10 protein-coding genes and 1 pseudogene are annotated in these 16,213 nt (G+C 73.2%); 9 read left to right on the top strand and 2 right to left on the bottom strand.

Features of this window, described 5'->3' with window-relative positions; genetic code table 11:
* The first annotated feature begins 253 nt into the window (after nucleotides 1–253).
* From MOV08_RS11975 to MOV08_RS11965, 3 genes and pseudogenes are all read left to right on the top strand, one after another.
* The gene (locus MOV08_RS11975) at nucleotides 254–1,945 is read left to right on the top strand and encodes a 3' terminal RNA ribose 2'-O-methyltransferase Hen1 (protein WP_275307471.1); all 1,692 of its coding nucleotides are present in this window, start codon (nucleotides 254–256) and stop codon (nucleotides 1,943–1,945) included.
* Nucleotides 1,942–2,454, top strand: a pseudogene (locus MOV08_RS11970) (AAA family ATPase); the annotation flags it as partial. The gene MOV08_RS11975 and the pseudogene MOV08_RS11970, both read left to right, overlap by 4 nt.
* Nucleotides 2,342–4,822: a polynucleotide kinase-phosphatase gene (locus MOV08_RS11965; RefSeq protein WP_338057156.1), complete on the top strand. Its 2,481-nt coding sequence runs from the start codon at nucleotides 2,342–2,344 to the stop codon at nucleotides 4,820–4,822. The pseudogene MOV08_RS11970 and the gene MOV08_RS11965, both read left to right, overlap by 113 nt.
* A 138-nt stretch (nucleotides 4,823–4,960) precedes the next feature.
* Here the strand turns inward: MOV08_RS11965 and MOV08_RS11960 are convergent, their stop codons facing one another.
* Complete coding sequence (locus MOV08_RS11960) at nucleotides 4,961–5,926, bottom strand: GlxA family transcriptional regulator (protein ID WP_275307469.1); 966 nt, start codon at nucleotides 5,924–5,926, stop codon at nucleotides 4,961–4,963.
* Between the two features lie 95 nt (nucleotides 5,927–6,021).
* Between MOV08_RS11960 and MOV08_RS11955 the strand changes: the two genes are divergently transcribed.
* The 4 genes from MOV08_RS11955 (at nucleotide 6,022) to MOV08_RS11940 (ending at nucleotide 12,167) form a co-directional block, all read left to right on the top strand.
* Nucleotides 6,022–7,596: an MFS transporter gene (locus MOV08_RS11955; protein WP_275307468.1), complete on the top strand. Its 1,575-nt coding sequence runs from the start codon at nucleotides 6,022–6,024 to the stop codon at nucleotides 7,594–7,596.
* Between the two features lie 165 nt (nucleotides 7,597–7,761).
* Nucleotides 7,762–8,997, top strand: coding sequence for an arginine deiminase (locus MOV08_RS11950; RefSeq protein WP_039631938.1), 1,236 nt, complete (start codon nucleotides 7,762–7,764; stop codon nucleotides 8,995–8,997).
* A gap of 421 nt (nucleotides 8,998–9,418) precedes the next feature.
* Nucleotides 9,419–10,423, top strand: coding sequence for an ornithine carbamoyltransferase (gene argF / locus MOV08_RS11945; protein ID WP_275307467.1), 1,005 nt, complete (start codon nucleotides 9,419–9,421; stop codon nucleotides 10,421–10,423).
* Between the two features lie 157 nt (nucleotides 10,424–10,580).
* Nucleotides 10,581–12,167 carry an amino acid permease gene (locus MOV08_RS11940; protein WP_275307465.1) on the top strand — a complete coding sequence of 529 codons (1,587 nt, stop codon included), beginning with the start codon at nucleotides 10,581–10,583 and terminating at the stop codon, nucleotides 12,165–12,167.
* On the opposite strand, the gene MOV08_RS11935 is transcribed toward MOV08_RS11940, so the two are convergent.
* Nucleotides 12,130–12,654 (bottom strand): ATP-binding protein, encoded by a 525-nt coding sequence (locus tag MOV08_RS11935; RefSeq protein ID WP_275307464.1) that lies wholly within the window; start codon nucleotides 12,652–12,654, stop codon nucleotides 12,130–12,132. The two genes, MOV08_RS11940 and MOV08_RS11935, sit on opposite strands and share 38 nt — an antisense overlap.
* Before the next feature lie 310 nt (nucleotides 12,655–12,964).
* Between MOV08_RS11935 and MOV08_RS11930 the strand changes: the two genes are divergently transcribed.
* Both MOV08_RS11930 and MOV08_RS11925 read left to right on the top strand, forming a co-directional pair.
* Nucleotides 12,965–13,792: an enoyl-CoA hydratase family protein gene (locus tag MOV08_RS11930; protein ID WP_275307462.1), complete on the top strand. Its 828-nt coding sequence runs from the start codon at nucleotides 12,965–12,967 to the stop codon at nucleotides 13,790–13,792.
* A complete protein-coding gene (locus MOV08_RS11925; protein ID WP_275311765.1) occupies nucleotides 13,789–16,212 on the top strand; it encodes an oxidoreductase in 2,424 nt (807 codons plus the stop codon). Before MOV08_RS11930 ends, MOV08_RS11925 begins: the two co-directional genes overlap by 4 nt.
* Nucleotide 16,213 lies beyond the last annotated feature (1 nt).

Genomic DNA, 16,213 nt, shown 5'->3' with positions numbered 1-16,213 from the left:
TGCCGTGGCGGCCGGGACGGTATGGCTGTCCGGTTGGGCGGTGCCGTGGGGCCGGCCGCTGTCGGTGCGTTGCCGTAGGGCGGGAGGCGGGAGGCGGGAGGCGGGAGGCGGGAGGCGGGAGGCGGGGTGTGGGGCGTGGAGTCGCGGGTTGCGGAGCGGGGGGGGAGGGGGAGGGGGAGGGGAGGGGCGAAGCAGGTGGCAGAGCTGGGAAAATCGGTGGGGAATCAGCGCCACACACATCGATACTCAAGGTGTGTTTCTGACCATAACCACCACCGGTACGACCGACCGCCCCGCGACCGACCTCGGGTTTCTGCTGCACAAGCATCCCGACCGGGCGCAACAGTTCTCGACGGCGCACGGCACCGCGCATGTCCTCTACCCGGAGGCCGACGCGGAACGGTGCACGGCGGCGCTGCTGCTGGAGGTCGATCCCGTCGCCCTGGTGCGGCGTGGGCAGGGCAAGGGGCGAGGCGGGGCCCCGGACGCGGCGCTCGGGCGGTATGTGAACGACCGTCCCTACGCTGCGTCGTCGCTGCTGGCGGTGGCGTTGCGGAGTGTTTTCGCGAGTGCGATGAAGGGGCAGTGTGCGGCCCGTCCCGAGCTGGTGGGGCGGCCGATCCCGCTCCGTATCGAGGTGCCGGCGCTGCCTGCTCGCGGCGGCGCGGCGCTGGTGGAGCGGCTGTTCCGGCCACTGGGTTGGTCGGTACTGGCCGAGCCGCTGCCGTTGGACGAGACGTTTCCCGAGTGGGGTGACTCGCGCTACGTACGGCTGGTGCTGGAGGGCGCATGTGAACTCGCCGTCGCGCTGCGGCACTTGTATGTGCTGCTGCCGGTGCTGGACGAGGCCAAGCACTACTGGGTGGCGCCCGACGAGGTCGACAAGTTGCTGCGAGCCGGTGAGGGCTGGCTGGAGCACCACCCGGAGCAGCGGTTGATCGTCGGCCGCTATCTCGCCCGCCGCCAGTCGCTGACGCGTGAGGCGATGGCGCGGCTGGAGCTGGAGCGGCTCGCCGAGGCGGATGACGCGGCCGTCGAGGAGATCGACAACGCGGTGGACGAGGAGGCGGACACCGAGGAGAAGCCGGTGCCGCTCGCCGTGCGGCGACGGGAGGCCGTCCTCGGAGTGCTGCGCTCGGCCGGAGCCGCCCGGGTCCTCGATCTCGGTTGCGGACAGGGGCAGTTGGTCGGCGCGCTCCTCAAGGAAGGACAGTTCACCGAGATCGTCGGGATGGACGTGTCGATGCGGGCCCTCCAGGAGGCCCGGCGCAGGCTCCGCCTCGACCGGATGCCGGAGCGGCAGGCGCGGCGCGTGCGGCTCGTCCAGGGTTCGCTGGCGTACACGGACAGCAGGCTCAAGGGGTTCGACGCTGCGGTGCTCAGCGAGGTCGTCGAGCATGTGGATCCGGAGCGGCTGCCGGCGCTGGAGCACGCGGTCTTCGGGGTGGCCAGGCCCCGAACGGTCGTGGTGACCACACCCAACGTCGAGTACAACGTGCGCTGGGAGTCGTTGCCCGCCGGGCGGGTGCGGCACGCGGACCACCGGTTCGAGTGGACGCGGGACGAGTTCCGGCGCTGGGCGGGGGAGGTCGCCGCGCGGCATGGCTATGCGGTGACGTTCGGCCCGGTGGGGCCGGAGGACCCGGAGGTCGGGCCGCCGACCCAGCTTGCGTGCTTCGTCCGCGAGGGCGGCGAGGAAGGCGTCAAGGGCAGCGAAGGTACGAACGGCAGCAATGGTGTGGGTGTGGGTGTGGGTGCGGGTGTGAGCGGAAGCGGGGGATGGGGCCGGGGCGAAAGTGTCGGTGGTGTGGCCGACGGGGGTCACAATGGTGACATCAGGGATGGTCAGGGCATTGAGGCTGGCGATGGCAACAGCGGACCGGGTGATTCCGGTAGTTCCGGCAGTCCTGGCAGTTCCGGCAGCGGGAAGGCGGTAGCGGCATGAGTGAGTCGGACCGTATGTCGCGGCCCCAGGCCGGGCAGCCGTCCGTCGGGCCGGCACCGCTTGAGCAGCCGTCCGTCGAGTCGTCGTCCGTCGAGGGGGCGGTTGGTGAACGGGCGGTTGGTGAGTCGGCGTCTCGTGGTCCTCGTGAGGTGTCGCATGTGCTTGCCGTGCCCGATCTGTCGCTGGTGGTGCTGATCGGGGCGACGGGCTCCGGTAAGTCGACCTTCGCCGCCCGGCATTTCAAGCCGACCGAGGTGATCTCGTCGGACTTCTGCCGTGGGCTGGTCAGCGACGACGAGAACGACCAGAGCGCCAGCGGCGATGCGTTCGAGCTGCTGCACTTCATCGTGGGCAAGCGGCTCGCGGCCGGGCGGTTGACGGTGGTGGACGCCACCAATGTGCAGACGGAGTCGCGTGCCCGGCTGGTGCAGCTGGCGCGCGAGCATGACGTCCTGCCGGTGGCGATCGTGCTGGACGTGCCCGAGCACGTCTGTGCCGAGCGCAACGCGGCGCGTGCCGACCGGGCCGGGCTGCCGCTCCGCGTCATCCAGCGGCACCAGCGTGAACTGCGGCGCTCGCTCGGCAAGTTGGAGCGTGAAGGCTTCCGCAAGGTGCATGTGCTGCGCGGCGAGCGGGAGGCCGAGGCCGCGGAGGTCGTCAGGGAGCGGCGGTTCAACGACCTGCGCCACCTCACGGGTCCGTTCGACATCGTCGGCGACATCCACGGGTGCCGCTCCGAACTGGAGACGTTGCTGGGCCGGCTCGGGTACGAGCTCGCCCGGGACGGCCAGGGGCGGGCCGTGGACGCGGTGCCCCCCCGAGGGGCGCACGGCGGTCTTCGTCGGCGACCTCGTCGACCGGGGGCCGGACAGCCCCGGCGTGCTGCGCCTGGTGACGGGAATGGTGGCGGCCGGTCACGCACTGTGCGTTTCCGGGAATCATGAGAACAAGCTCGGACGTTACCTCAACGGTCGCGCTGTTCAGCACACGCACGGTCTCGCCGAGACCATCGAGCAGTTGGAGAAGGAGGACGAGGCGTTCCGCGCCGGGGCCGCGGAGTTCATTCGGGGACTGGTCAGTCACTACATCCTGGACGGGGGTGGATTGGTGGTGTGCCATGCCGGGCTGCCGGAGAAGTACCACGGCCGCACGTCGGGCCGGGTGCGGTCCTTCGCGCTGTACGGCGACACGACGGGCGAGACCGACGAGTTCGGCCTGCCCGTGCGGTACCCCTGGGCGGAGGAGTACCGCGGCCGCGCCGCCGTCGTCTACGGTCACACGCCGACCCCGCGCGCCGGTTGGGTCAACAACACCATCTGCCTGGACACCGGTTGTGTCTTCGGCGGGAAGTTGACCGCGCTGTGCTGGCCGGAGCGCGAGGTGGTGGACGTGCCGGCGGAGCGCGTCTGGTACGAGCCCGCCAAGCCGCTGGCCACGGAGGCGCCGGGCGGGGCGGACGGCCGGCCGCTGGATCTGGGCGACGTGGCCGGCCGGCGGGTCGTGGAGACCCGTCACATGGGCCGCCTCGCCGTCAGGGAGGAGAACGCCGCTGCCGCGCTGGAGGTGATGAGCCGTTTCGCGATAGACCCGAGGCTGCTGCCGTATCTCCCGCCGACCATGGCTCCGTGCGCGACCGCCAAGCCGTCCGAGGAGGCGGATGCGCGCGGCGAGGGATTCCTGGAGCACCCGCGGGAGGCGTTCGCCGAGTACCGGGCGGCGGGCGTCCGCGAAGTGGTCTGCGAGGAGAAGCACATGGGCTCCCGGGCCGTGGTGCTGGTCTGCCGGGACGAGACGGTGGCCCGCGAGAGGTTCGGGGTGTCGGCGGCGGGGGTCTCGGGTGCGCTGTACACCCGCACCGGGCGTCCGTTCTTCGACGACCGGGAGACGACCGAGCGGATACTGCGGCGGGTCCGCGACTGCGTGGAGCGGGCCGGGCTGTGGTCGGAGCTGGACACCGAATGGCTCCTGATGGACGCCGAGTTGATGCCGTGGTCCCTCAAGGCGACGGGTCTGCTGCGCACGCAGTACGCGGCGGTGGGTGCGGCCTCCCGGGCCGCGTTCCCGGGGGTGCTCGGCGCGCTGGAGGCGGCGGCCGACCGCGGGGTCGAGGTGGCGGCGCTGCTCGACCGGCAGCGCGGCCGGGCCGCCGACGCCGCGGCGTTCACCGACGCGTACCGGCGCTACTGCTGGCGGGTGGGGGAGCCTGCGCCGTCGCCCGCGGAGGCCGGGCCGGGGCTGGCCGGGATCCGGCTCGCGCCGTTCCAGATCCTCGCGGTCGAGGGGCGCAGCCTGGCCGGCCTGCCGCACACCGAGCAACTGGCCCTGATCGACCGGCTGATAGCGGCGGATCAGTCGCTTCCGTCGGGGGAGGGCGCGACGGTGGCGGATCCGACGACGGACGATCCGACGGTGACGGACCCGACGGTGGGGAACGCGCCTGCCGGGTCCGCTGCCGACCGCATACGGTTGCTCGCGCCGACCCGGCGGTTGGTCGTCGACACGGAGGACGAGGCGTCGGTCGCGGCCGGTGTGGAGTGGTGGCTGGACCTGACCGCGGAAGGCGGTGAGGGCATGGTCGTCAAGCCGGTCCGGGCGCTGGTCCGGCAGGCGGACGGCCGGCTCGTCCAGCCGGGCATCAAGTGCCGCGGCCGGGAGTACCTGCGGATCGTCTACGGTCCGGAGTACACCCGCCCGGAGAACCTGCGGCGCCTGCGCGTCCGCCACCTCGGCCACAAGCGTTCGCTGGCCCTGCGCGAGTACGCGCTGGGGCTGGAGGCGCTCGACCGGCTGGCGGACGGGGAGCCGCTCTGGCGGGTGCACGAAGCGGTCTTCGCGGTGCTCGCGCTGGAGTCGGAGCCGGTGGACCCGCGGCTGTAGCGGGGCGAGGCGTGGCGGGCCGCGGCGAGGAGTCGCCGGCACGTACGACGCGCCGCGCCCCGGGTCTGGGCCAGGGTCTTGGTCTGGGCCTGGGGCGGGCAAGCCCCAGGGCCCAGGCACGGGGCGCCCCCGTTGGTCTCACGCCACCCGTGCCGCCCGGTACGTGCGTCGGTAGTCGACCGGGGGCACGCCCATCGCCCGGGTGAAGTGGCGGCGGAGGTTGGCGGCCGTCCCCAGGCCGGCGATCTCCGCCACCCGGTCCACGGGTAGGTCGGTGCTCTCCAGCAACTCCCGTGCCCGTGCGATGCGTTGGGACTGGAGCCACTGCATCGGCGTGGTCCCGGTCGTGGCGTGGAAACGCCGGACGAGGGTGCGCGGGCTGGTGTGCGCATGCCGGGCGAGGTCGGCGACGGTCAGCGGCTCGCGGAGCCGTTCGGCGGCCCAGTGCAGGACCGGCGCGAGGGAGTCGTCGCGGCGTTCCGGCAGCGGTGTCTCGATGTACTGTGCCTGGCCGCCGGGGCGGTGCGCGGGCGCGACCAGTTGTCGGGCGAGCGAGTTGGCGACGCCGGTGCCGAAGTCCTCGCGGATCAGGTGCAGGCAGACGTCGATGGAGGCGGTGGCGCCCGCGCCGGTGAGCACGTCGCCGTGGTCGACGTAGAGGACCGTCGGGTCCACGCTCACCGTCGGATGGCGCTCGGCGAGCAGAGCCGCGTACATCCAGTGCGTGGCGGCGGTCCGGCCGTCGAGCAGCCCGGCCGCGGCGAGGGTGAAGGCGCCCGAGCAGAACGAGACCACGCGCGCGCCGCGACGGTGGGCCTCGCGCAGCGCCACGACGAGTTCGTCCGGTGGGTCGCCGTGGACGTCGGCGGACGCCGGCACGATGACCGTGTCGGCGGAGACCAACTCCTCGACGCCGTACGGGGTCCGGGTGTTGAACCACGCGCCGGCGAGGCTCGTCTCCCCCGCCCCGTCGCCGATCACGCAGACCCGGACGTCGTACCAGTCCGGGGGCGGTTGGAGTCGGTCGAAGCCGAAGATGTGGCAGGGGACGGCGAGTTCGAAGAACGGCATTCCGGCGGTGACGGCGATCGCGAGGGAGGGCATGGCGTGAGTGTGGCAGAGCGCGTGGCAGAAATGTAGCGGGTGGTGGCAGTGCTGCCACTCGTGACGGGGGAGCGCACGGCCGATGCTTGATCGACATGACCACTCCTCTTCCGAGCGACCGGGGGACGGGTGCGCCCACGGGCGCGGCCCCCGTTCCCCGCCCCACCGATACCGACGGGCACCCCGCCACCCGGACCGCCGACCCGCGGACCGACGCCTCCTCCGCCCCACAGACCGACGCCTCCTCCGCCGCGCGCAAGGCCACTCGCGATCTGCCCGGCTCCACAGTCACCCGCGAAGCCCCCGACCCCCGCCGCTGGCTGATCCTGGCGATCGCCTCCGCGGCGCAGTTCCTCGCCGTGCTCGACCTGATCGCGGTCACCATCGCGTTCCCGGCCATCGGCCAGGACTTCGCGCCGGCGCCGGCCGCCGCGCGCTCCTGGGTGCTCAACGGCTACACCGTCGTGCTCGCCGCACTCCTCGTGCCCGCCGGCCGACTCGCCGACGAGGCCGGGCGGCGGCGCTGCTTCCTGGTCGGCATGGTGCTGTTCGGTCTGGCGTCGGCGGCCTGCGGGGCGGCGCCCACGCTCACCCTGTTGATCGTGGCGCGGGTGGTGCAGGGCGTGGCCGCCGCGGTACTGATCCCCACCTCGCTCTCCCTGGCACTGCCCGCCTTCCCGGCCCGCGAGCGGGCGACCGCGGTCGGCGCGTGGACGGCGGTCAGCGCGGTGGCGGCGAGTTCCGGCCCGGTGATCGGCGGGCTGCTCACCGCCGTCGACTGGCGGCTGATCTTCCTGATCAACGTCCCGGTGGTGCTGCTCGCGGTCGTCGCGGGCGTCCGGCTGCTGCCCCGATCGGTGCGCGGGCCACGGCAGGCGCTGGACCTGCCCGGCACGGCGCTGGTGCTGGTGTGTGTCGGTGCGCTGGTGACCGCGTTCGTGGAGGCCCCCGAGTGGGGCTACACCGCGCCGGCCACGCTCGCCGTCCTCGCCGCCGGCGTGCTGGCCGGCGTACTGGGCGTCCGCCACGTCCGGCGGGCCGAACACCCCGTCGTGCATCCGGCGCTCTTCCGCACCCCCGGTTTCACTCCGGCCACCCTGGGGCTGCTCGGCTACTTCGTCGCCTACGGGGTGATGATGCTCGCCGCGAGCCTGCTGTTCACCGACGTCTGGCACTACCCGGTGCGGACCGCGGGTCTGGCGATGGCGCCCTGGCCGCTGACCGTGCTGGTGGTCTCGGCGGTCTCCGGCCGGATCGTCGCGGCGGTCGGGAACCGGGGGACGGCGGTGATCGGCGCGGTGTGCTTCGTGGTGGCGGCGCTGTGGTGGTCCTTCCTGGCCGGCGACGGGAGCGGGGGGACGCACTACGCGACGCGGTTCCTGCCCGGACTGATCCTCGCCGGGTTCGGCACCGGGCTCTACCAGCCGGTGATGTTCGCCGCCACGGGATCGCTGCCCAGCGGCCAACTCTCCCTCGGTTCGGGCGTCCTGATGGTGTCCCGGCAGGCCGGTACCGCGCTCGGCGTCGCCGTCCTGGTCGCCGCCATGGGCGGCCAGCAGCATCCGGAGCTCGGGGCGCTGCGCGGCGGCTGGATCATCGCGGCGGTGACCGCGGCGGGCGCGGTGGTGGCGGCGTTGGCCCTGGGGCGGGACGGGCGGCCGCGGCGGTAGACGGGAGCGACGGGCGGCCGGGAGTGACGGGTAGGCGGGAGTGACGGGTAGACGGGAGCAGACGGGGCGAGGGGAAAGGGCGGGCCGGCCGGCCAACATCCCTCGACATCCCTCGACATCCCCCGACTCCCGGCACTTGGCGCCCGGAGCCGACAAGATGGGGAGATGGGATTCCATGTCGACTCAGAGGCCGGGCGGCTGCGCCGGGTGATCCTGCACCGCCCCGATCTGGAACTGAAGCGGCTCACCCCTTCCAACAAGGACACCCTGCTCTTCGACGACGTGCTGTGGGTGCGGCGGGCGCGGGCCGAGCACGACGGGTTCGCGGACGTGCTCCGCGACCGGGGTGTCGAGGTGCACCTCTTCGGGGATCTGCTGGCCGAGAGCCTCCAGATCCCCGAAGCGCGGACGCTCGTCCTGGACCGGGTCTTCGACGAGAAGGAGTACGGGCCGCTGGCGACCGACCACTTGCGGGCGGCGTTCGACGAACTGCCGGTGCCCGAACTCGTCGAGGCGCTGGTCGGCGGGATGACCAAGCGCGAGTTCCTCGAACGCCACCCCGAACCCACCTCGGTCCGCTTCCACGTGATGGACCTGGACGACTTCCTGCTGGGGCCGCTGCCCAACCACCTCTTCACCCGCGACACCTCCGCCTGGATCTACGACGGCGTGTCGATCAACTCCATGCGCTGGCCCGCCCGGCAGCGCGAGACCGTGCACTACGAGGCCATCTACCACCACCACCCGCTCTTCCGCGACGAAGCGTTCCACGTCTGGTCGGAGGGCCAGGCGGACTTCCCCTCGACGATCGAGGGCGGTGACGTCCTGGTGCTGGGCAACGGGGCGGTGCTGATCGGCATGAGCGAGCGGACCACTCCGCAGGCGGTGGAACTCCTGGCCCGCGGGCTGTTCGCGGCGGGATCCGCGCAGACGATCGTGGCGCTGGACATGCCCAAGCGGCGGGCGTTCATGCACCTGGACACCGTGATGACCATGATCGACGGGGATACCTTCACCCAGTACGCGGGCTTGGGCATGCTCCGCTCGTACACCATCGAACCGGGCGCGGGCGCGCAGGACCTCAAGGTCACCGACCATCCGCCGGAGCACATGCACCGCGCCATAGCGGCCTCCCTGGGCCTGTCCGACATCCGGGTGCTCACCGCGACCCAGGACGTGCACTCGGCCGAGCGGGAGCAGTGGGACGACGGCTGCAACGTGCTGGCGGTGGAGCCCGGCGTGGTGGTGGCCTACGAGCGGAACGTCACCACCAACACCTTCCTGCGCAAGCGCGGCATCGAGGTGATCACGATTCCCGGGAGTGAGCTCGGCCGGGGCCGTGGCGGCCCGCGCTGCATGAGCTGCCCGGTGGCCAGGGACGCGGTGCCGGGGCTGGGCTGAGCCGGGTTTCCGGGGAGGTCGGGCCGGCCGCCGGAGGGTATCCGTATACAGATGCGATGACTCGTATAGACTTCCAGTGCGGGAGGAGGTCGAGCGAGCTGTCGATGCGTCGAGTCACCGACTCGTCGAGCCGGCGGCCCGTCGATGAGGCGGTCCGCCACCCGCTCGACGCATCGGTGAATCGATGTACCGGGGGATCGATGTATCGGTGAGCCGGTAAGTCGACGTGCCGGTGAGCCGGTGAGCCGAAGCATCGAGGAACCGAGGAGTCGGTGAATCGGTGGCGCGTCGCTCCGATCCTGCCACCGGTCCGATTCCGGCATCGACCCGCTTCCCGTCCCTCCACCCGCCTCTCCCGCCACCCACTCGCCCACTCACGCACCCGCCCCACCCTGACCCGCCGCGAACGAGGAGCCCACCCATGGCGATAGACCTCACGGGCCGCCACTTCCTCAAGGAGCTGGACTTCAGCGCCGAGGAGTTCCGCCGACTGATCGACCTGGCCGCCGAGCTGAAAGCGGCCAAGCGTGCCGGCACCGAGGTCCGCCGCCTGAACGGCCGCAACATCGCGCTGATCTTCGAGAAGACCTCGACCCGGACCCGCTGCTCCTTCGAGGTCGCCGCCGCCGACCAGGGCGCGTCGACCACCTACCTGGACCCGTCCGGCTCGCAGATCGGACACAAGGAGTCGGTCAAGGACACCGCCCGCGTCCTCGGCCGGATGTTCGACGCCATCGAGTTCCGCGGCAGCCGCCAGGCCGACGTCGAGGAGCTCGCGGCGCACGCCGGGGTGCCCGTCTACAACGGGCTCACCGACGACTGGCACCCGACCCAGATGCTCGCCGACGTCCTGACCATGGTCGAGCACGGCGGCGACCGCCCCCTGGAGGAGACCGCCTTCGCCTACCTCGGCGACGCCCGCAACAACATGGGCAACTCCTACCTCGTCACCGGCGCGCTGCTCGGCATGGACGTGCGGATCGTGGCGCCCCGGCAGCTGTGGCCGGAGGACGCCGTCGTCGCCCGGGCGCGGGCCCTCGCGGAGGCCAGCGGGGCCCGGATCACCCTCACCGAGGAGGTCGCCGAGGGCGTCCGGGACGCGGACTTCGTCGCCACCGACGTCTGGGTCTCCATGGGCGAGCCCAAGGAGGTCTGGGACGAGCGGATCGCGCTGCTCGCCCCGTACGCGGTCACCATGGACGTGCTGCGCGCCACCGGCAGGCCCGGGGTGAAGTTCCTGCACTGCCTGCCCGCCTACCACGACCTCGGCACCGCCGTCGGCCGGGAGATTCACGCCCGCCACGGCCTGACCTCGCTGGAGGTCACCGACGAGGTCTTCGAGTCCGCGCACTCGGTCGTCTTCGACGAGGCGGAGAACCGGATGCACACCATCAAGGCCGTGATGGTGGCGACGCTGGGCCGCTAGGACCTGGCGCATAGCCATTCGGGGGCCCGGGCGCTCATGCGACCCGGGCGGTTACCATCGAGCCGCTGACGGGGCCCGGACCCACCGGTCCGGGCCCCGCTGCGTGCCCGGCCCACCCGCGCCGCGCGCCTCGCACCACCAGAGAGAGAACCACCCCATGCCCCGCTCAGGCGCGTCCGGACTGCGCATCAAGTCCCCCGACCTCCTCATCGCCGAATCAGGGGCGGACCTCCAGGGCCATGGCCTGCGGCGCAGCATGGGCCTGTTCCAGCTCATCTGCTTCGGCGTCGGTGCCATCGTCGGCACCGGCATCTTCGTCGGGCTCTCCGACACCGTCGCCCAGGCCGGCCCCGCGGTCGTCGCCTCCTTCGTGCTGGCGGCCGTCACCTGCATCTTCACCGCCTTCGCCTTCGCCGAGCTGGGCGGTGCGATCCCGGTCTCCGGCAGCTCGTACTCCTACGCCTACGCCACCCTCGGCGAGCGCGCCGCCTTCCTCGTCGGCTGGTGCCTGCTGCTCGAATACGGCGTCTCGGTCTCGGCGGTCGCGGTCGGCTGGGGCCAGTACCTCAACCAGCTGCTCGGCAGCCTGACCGGCTGGCAGTTGCCCGCCGCGCTCGCCAACCCGCCGGGCGACGGCGGCGTCGTCAACCTCCCGGCGGTGCTCGTGGTGCTGCTGGCCGCGGTGCTGCTGGTCCGCGGCGTCCGGGAGAGCGCCCGCGCCACCGCCGCGATGGCGGTGCTCAAGCTGCTGGTCCTGGTGCTGTTCTGCGTGATCGGCTTCGGCGCCTTCCGCAGCGGGAACCTCTCCCCGTTCGCCCCGGAGGGCCTGGCCGGGATCACCTCCGGCGCCTCCGTCGCGTTCTTCTCGTACATCGGCTTCGACTCGATCACCACCGCCGGCGAGGAGGCACGGAACCCGCGCCGCGACGTCCCCGTCGCGATCATGGTCTGCATCGGGGTGGTCACCGTCCTGTACTGCCTGGTCGCGCTCGCCGCCATCGGCGCGCTCTCCGCCGGGCAGGTCGCGGGCCGCCCCGCCGCGCTGTCGCTGATCGTCGACCGGGTCACGCACTCCGGCATCGGCGGCACGGTGATCGCCTTCGGCGCGGTCGTCGCCATCGCCTCCGTGGTCCTGGCCGTGATGTACGGGCAGACCCGCATCCTGATGTCGATGGCGCGGGACGGGCTGGTCCCCGGGGTCTTCGCGCGGGTCTCGCCCCGGACCGCCACGCCCGTCGCCAACACCTGGATCGTCGCCGGGGTCTTCGCCCTCCCGGCCGCGGTCGTCCCGCTGGACATGGTGATGAACCTGAGCAGCGCCGGCACGCTGGTGGCCATGGCGGCGGTCAACGTCAGCGTGCTGATCCTGCGCCGCAACCGGCCCGACCTGCCGCGCCGCTTCCGGGTGCCGCTCTACCCGCTCAGCCCGCTGCTCGGCATCGCCTTCTGCGGCTACCTCGTCTACGGCACCGGCCCGGCCACCTGGCTCCAGCTGGCCGTGTTTCTCGCCGTCGGCGTGGTCGGGTACGAGCTGTACGGGCGCCGGCACTCGCGCCTCTCGGCCGCAGCCGTCGGGGACGGAACCCCCGGGTCCGGGACGGGCACCGCCCAGGAGAGTCAGGAGGGTGCGGAGCCGCCCCGGGGAGGCGCCGCCGGTGCTGCACCGGCCACCGACCCGGACGGGCGGTCCGCTGGTGCGCCCGCGGTCACGGCAGCCGCGGCTCCCGCAGCGCCGGAAGCGTGAACCACACCGCCTTGCCGTGCGGCGTCCGCCGGCAGCCGGCGGCCGTGCTCAGCCCCCGCACCAGCCGCAGCCCCCGCCCGACGACCGGCGAGCGCTGACCGACCGCGGCCCCCGGACTCCCGGCGGCCGGACCCGCCGTGCGCCCCGTCCGCTCCGCGTCGCAGGCCGCGGCGAGCAGCCCCACCACCGGCGTGGGATCCGCGTCGTGCACCTCCACCTCGCAGCCCGCCGCCCGCGCCCGCACCACCAGGGCGACGGGCCCGGGGCCGCGGGTGTGCGCGACGGCGTTGGCGACGAGTTCGGCGGCGAGCAGCGCGGCGGTCGCCCGGTCCGCGGTGGCCCGCAGATCGCGGAGCGCGGCGCCGGTCAGCGCACGGGCGAGGGACACCGCGGACGGGGCGTGCGGCAGCTCGATCCGCCAGCACTCGGGGCCGGACGGCTCGGACCCGTGCCGCGCGGTCGGTTCCTTCGTCTGCGCCACCGGCATGCGCCGCTCCCTTCGCGGCGGGCCGGGGCGGGCGCCCTCGGCCCTGTGGACGCCTCCACGCTAGGCCGCGCGCCCCGGCCGCAGCAGGGCCGGGAGACCGTGGCGACCGGGACGTGCGACCCGCGGAGGACGGGACTTCCGGCCCGGTCGCCGCCCCGGCGTGCGGCACGCCGCACCCCGACCAGATATCGCGCCCTCGTGACGACAGTCACAGAGCGGTGATAGCTTCGAAGGGCATCTCGCACGTCCCGCACCGCATCCGCGGCCACCGCACGCACCAGCCGTCCGGCTGAAGGGGGCAGGCAGTTCGATGAGCCCGTTCGCAGGATCCGCCCGCAGCACCGGCGCATGGCAGCACATCCGGGTCAGCAGAGGGGACGGCGTCGCCACCGTCACCCTCGCCCGCCCCGAGAAGCTCAATGCGCTCACCTTCGAGGCATACGCCGACCTCCGCGACCTGCTCGCCGAACTCTCCCGGGAGCGCTCGGTGCGCGCCCTGGTCCTGGCCGGCGAGGGCCGCGGCTTCTGCTCCGGCGGCGACGTCGAGGAGATCATCGGTGTCACCCTCGGCATGGACACCGCCCAACTCCTGGACTTCAACCGGATGACCGGGCAGGTCGTCCGGGCGATCAGGGAGTGCCCCTTCCCGGTCGTCGCGGCGGTGCACGGGGTGGCCGCCGGCGCCGGCGCGGTGCTCGCCCTGGCCGCCGACTTCCGGATCGCCGACCCCTCCGCCCGCTTCGCGTTCCTCTTCACCCGGGTCGGCCTCTCCGGCGGCGACATGGGCGCGGCCTACCTCCTCCCGCGCGTCATCGGCCTCGGCCACGCCACCCGGGTGCTGATGCTCGGCGACCCGGTCCGCGCCCCCGAGGCCGAACGCCTCGGCCTGATCAGCGAGTTGGCCGAGGAGGGCCGCGCCGACGAGCGGGCCGCCGCGCTCGCCCGCCGGCTCGCCGAGGGCCCGGCGCTCGCCCACGCCCAGACCAAGGCGCTGCTCACCGCCGAACTCGACATGCCACTGGCCGCCGCCGTCGAACTGGACGCATCCACCCAGGCGTTGCTGATGAACAGCGCCGACTACGCCGAGTTCCACGCCGCCTTCACCGAGAAGCGGCCGCCCAAGTGGCAGGGGAAGTGACCGCGCCCGCCGGCCCGGGCCACCGGCCGCTGAAGGTCGCCGTCCTCGGCGGCGGCCCCGGCGGGCTCTACGCCGCCGCGCTGCTCAAACGCCTCGATCCGGCCCGCGAGATCACCGTCTGGGAGCGCAACGCCCCCGACGACACCTTCGGCTTCGGCGTCGTCCTCTCCGACGAGACCCTCGGCGGCATCGAACACGCCGACCCGGTCGTCTACCGCGCCCTGCAGGCGGAGTTCGTGCGCTGGGACGACATCGACATCGTGCACCGCGGCCGCACCCTCACCTCCGGCGGCCACGGCTTCGCCGCCCTGGGCCGCCGCCGGCTGCTGGCGGTCCTCCACGAGCGCTGCCGCGCGCTGGGCGTCCGGCTGCGCTTTCGCACCGAGGCCCCGCCGGCCGCCCATCTCGCCCGCGACCACGACCTGGTGATCGCCGCCGACGGAGTGCACAGCACCACCCGCACCGCGCACGCCGACGTCTTCCGGCCCCGGCTGACCACCCACCGCTGCCGCTACATCTGGCTCTCCGCCGACTTCGCCCTGGACGCCTTCCGCTTCGAGATCGCCGACACCGGCCACGGCATCGCCCAGCTCCACGCCTACCCCTACGCCCGCCCGTCGCCCGACCTTCCCCAAGCTCTCCACCCTGTTCGAGCAGGGGAGACCCCACTCCCCTCAACGACGCCTCAGCGGCACCCCCACCCGTCGCCCGCCCGGCCCGGCGCGTCCGACGGCGGCGCCAGCACCGTCATCGTCGAGATGCGCGAGGAGGTCTGGCGCGCCAACGGCCTGGACACCAGCGACGAGCACGCCTCGGCCGCCTGGTGCGCCGAGCTCTTCGCCGACACCCTGCGCGGCCGTCCGCTGCGCACCAACAACTCCACCTGGAGCGCCTTCCGTACGGTCGTCAACGAACGCTGGTCGCACGGCCGGATCGTGCTGCTCGGCGACGCCGCGCACACCGCCCACTTCTCCATCGGCTCCGGCACCAAGCTCGCCGTCGAGGACGCCCTCGCGCTCGCCGCCTGCCTCCGGGAACAGCCCACCCTGCCGGACGCCCTCGCCGCCTACGAGGACGAGCGCCGCCCCGTCGTCGCCTCCACCCAGCGCGCCGCCCGCGCCAGCCTCGCGTGGTTCGAAGACCTGGCCACGTACACCGCGCAGCCGCCGCACCAGTTCGCCTTCAACCTGCTCACCCGCAGCCGCCGGGTCACCCACGACAACCTGCGGCTGCGCGACGCGGGCTTCACCGACACGGTGGCCCGGGAGGCGGGCGTCCCCGACGGGACGCCGCCGATGTTCACCCCCTTCCGGCTGCGCGGGCTGACCCTGCGCAACCGGGTCGTGGTCTCCCCTATGGACATGTACTCCGCGGACGGCGACGGCACCCCCGGCGACTTCCACCTCGTCCACCTCGGCGCCCGGGCGCTGGGCGGCGCCGGCCTGGTGATGACGGAAATGGTGTGCGTCAGCCCCGAGGGGCGGATCACCCCGGCCTGTTCCGGGCTGTACGCGCCGGAACACGAACGGGCCTGGCGGCGCGTCACCGACTTCGTGCACGCCCAGGCCCCCGGCACCGCCCTCGGCGTCCAGCTCGGCCACTCCGGCCGCAAGGGCTCCACCCGGCGCATGTGGGAGGGCATCGACCAGCCGCTCCCGGACGGCAACTGGCCCGTCGTCGCCCCCTCCGCACTGCCCTACCGCCCCGACGTCAACCAGATCCCGCACGCCCTGAGCGCCGTCGAACTCGCCGCCGTGCGCGAGCAGTTCACCCGTTCCGCGGCCGCAGCGGCGCGCGCCGGCTTCGACCTCCTCGAACTCCACTGCGCACACGGCTACCTCCTCTCCGGATTCCTCTCGCCGCTGACCAACCGGCGCACCGACGCCTACGGCGGTTCGCTCGCCGGCCGTCTCCGCTTCCCCCTGGAGGTCTTCGACGCGGTACGGGAACAATGGCCGGCGGACCGCCCCATGACGGTGCGGATCTCCGCCACCGACTGGGCGGAGGGCGGCACCACCCCGGACGACGCGGTGGCCATCGCGGCGGCCTTCGCCGAGCACGGCGCCGACGCCATCGACGTCTCCACCGGGCAGGTCGTGCCCCATGAACGCCCCGACTTCGGCCGCTCCTACCAGACCCCGTTCGCCGACCGCATCCGCAACACCCTCGGCATCCCGGTCATCGCGGTCGGCGCCATCTCCTCCTGGGACGACGTCAACTCCCTGATCCTGGCCGGCCGCGCCGACCTGTGCGCGCTGGCCCGACCCCACCTCTACGACCCGCACTGGACCCTGCACGCCGCCGCCGAACAGAGCTACACCGGACCGGGCGCCCCCTGGCCGCTGCCCTACCAGGCCGGCAGCCGCACCCCGCCGACCGGCCGGACCGACGCGCCGAAGCCCCGCCTCACGCTGCACTGAC

This window comes from Streptomyces yunnanensis, from assembly GCF_029011865.1.
GTDB classification, from domain to species: domain Bacteria; phylum Actinomycetota; class Actinomycetes; order Streptomycetales; family Streptomycetaceae; genus Streptomyces; species Streptomyces yunnanensis.
Note: the sequence above shows the minus strand (reverse complement) of the source record. Positions and strands in the feature narration are given on the sequence as shown.